Source organism: Lachnoanaerobaculum saburreum DSM 3986 (assembly GCF_000185385.1).
In the GTDB taxonomy this organism is placed as follows: Bacteria; Bacillota; Clostridia; order Lachnospirales; family Lachnospiraceae; genus Lachnoanaerobaculum; species Lachnoanaerobaculum saburreum.
The window spans coordinates 1-1,976 of the sequence record NZ_GL622301.1 but is presented as its reverse complement, the minus strand read 5'-3'; the positions used below and the strand labels follow the sequence as shown (position 1 = coordinate 1,976).

At 32.7% G+C, this 1,976-nt stretch carries 1 protein-coding gene; it reads left to right on the top strand.

The features are described 5' to 3' along the window. The first annotated feature begins 157 nt into the window (after positions 1-157). Positions 158-1,873: an IS1634 family transposase gene (locus HMPREF0381_RS14020; protein ID WP_008752674.1), complete on the top strand. Its 1,716-nt coding sequence runs from the start codon at positions 158-160 to the stop codon at positions 1,871-1,873. Positions 1,874-1,976: the final 103 nt, after the last annotated feature.

Sequence of the window (1,976 nt, the reverse complement as noted above, 5' to 3'; positions counted from 1 at the left end):
CGGGTCTTTGACAGTTTGTTTACATAAATAAGCCTTAAAAAAGTCTTACAACCCGCATATAGTCTACATTTCTTAGTTGAAAAATTTGTCAAAATTTTCGCTTTATTATATAGTATTTCATAGTATTGTTTGGTATAATGGGAGTTGGAGGTTTCATATGAAAGTTACTACATCAAAATCAAAAAATGCTGAGTCATTCTATATTTCTAAAAGTTTCATCAATGACAAAGGTGTTAGCACCTCTGTTAATGTACGCAAACTTGGTACGCTTGCTGATTTATTAAAAAAGCATGGACCTACCAGAGATGATGTAATGGAATGGGCTCGTGCTGAGGCAAAACTTGAAACACAAAAATATAAAGAAGAAAAAACAGTAAATATTTCTTTTAACTCCAATAAAAGACTTCAACCTCAACAACAAGTCTTCTATCGTGGGGGATACCTATTTTTGCAATACTTTTATTATAAACTTGGCTTAGATAAAGTTTGCAGAAAGATAAGGGATAAATATAGCTTCAAGTTTGATATCAACTCGATTTTATCAGATTTGATTTATTCAAGAATACTTGAACCTTCCAGCAAACGCTCAAGTTATAAATGTGTACTGGACTTTTTGGAGCCACCGTCTTACCAACTACATGACGTGTACCGTTCTTTAAATGTACTTGCTAAAGAATGTGACCTTATACAATCTGAAACTTATAAAAACAGCCACTTATTAGGAAAACGCAATGATAAGATTCTTTTTTATGATTGCACCAATTATTATTTTGAGATTGAAGATGAAGACGGAATTAAGAAATATGGCAAAAGTAAGGAACACAGACCAAATCCTATAGTACAAATGGGGATGTTTATGGATGGTGACGGCATTCCTCTTGCTTTTTCTCTATTTCCGGGTAATGCTAATGAGCAAACCTCTATTAAACCTCTTGAAGAAAAGATTTTAAACGAGTTTGATTGTCAAAAGTTTATTTACTGTAGCGATGCAGGACTAGGTTCGGAAAAAATAAGAAAATACAATCATATGGGCGAAAGAGCCTTTGTCGTTACACAATCTATAAAAAAGCTTAATGCACAAGATAGACAATGGGCTTTAGACACTAAAGGATTTAAACGTTTGTCAGATGATAAAGTAGTAGATTTATCAGAAATATCAAAGGATGATGAGGCTATATATTACAAAGATGCTCCGTATACACCTAAGGATTTATCTCAGAGGCTTATCATCACATATTCACCTAAATATGCCAAATACCAAAAAACTATTAGAGAAAAACAAGTTGACAGAGCTAAGCTAATGCTTGAAAAAGGTAGCATCAAAAAAGAAAGAAGAAATCCTAGTGACCCTGCCAGGTTTATTAGCAGCCTTGCAGTGACTGATGATGGAGAAAAGGCAAATGTACATAACTTTCTTAATACAGATAAAATAGATGAAGAAACTAAGTATGACGGTATGTATGCTGTCTCAACAGACCTACTTGACGATAATGTAAGTGAAATACTAAGTATAAGTGAAAAGCGATGGCAAATTGAAGAGTGCTTTAGAATTATGAAAACCGAGTTTGATGCAAGGCCTGTGTACTTACAAAGAGTTGACAGAATTACGGCTCACTTCTTAACTTGTTTTTTAGCATTGATTACTTACAGATATCTTGAGAAAGCTTTAGAACACAAATATACATGTGAAGATATTCTAAAAACATTAAAGGATTTTAATTTTGGATATGTGAAAGAGCAAGGTTTTATACCGTTATATAAAAGAACGGAGCTTACAGATAAGCTACATGAGATTTGTCATTTTAATACAGATTTTGAATTTATAACAAAGAGTCAAATGAGAACAATTAAAAAACAAAGTAAGGGAAAATAAAATACTATTTTTTTAGTTTCAAAACGAAATGTAAATACCCTCCAAAGCCGCTAAAACACGGGGTTTGAAGGGTATTTTATATTTCAAAACTGTCAAAGACGGG

Coding starts and splice junctions, on each gene's coding strand:
- HMPREF0381_RS14020 (WP_008752674.1), top strand. CDS start 158: ATGAAAGTTACTACATCAAAATCAAAAAATGCTGAGTCATTCTATATT.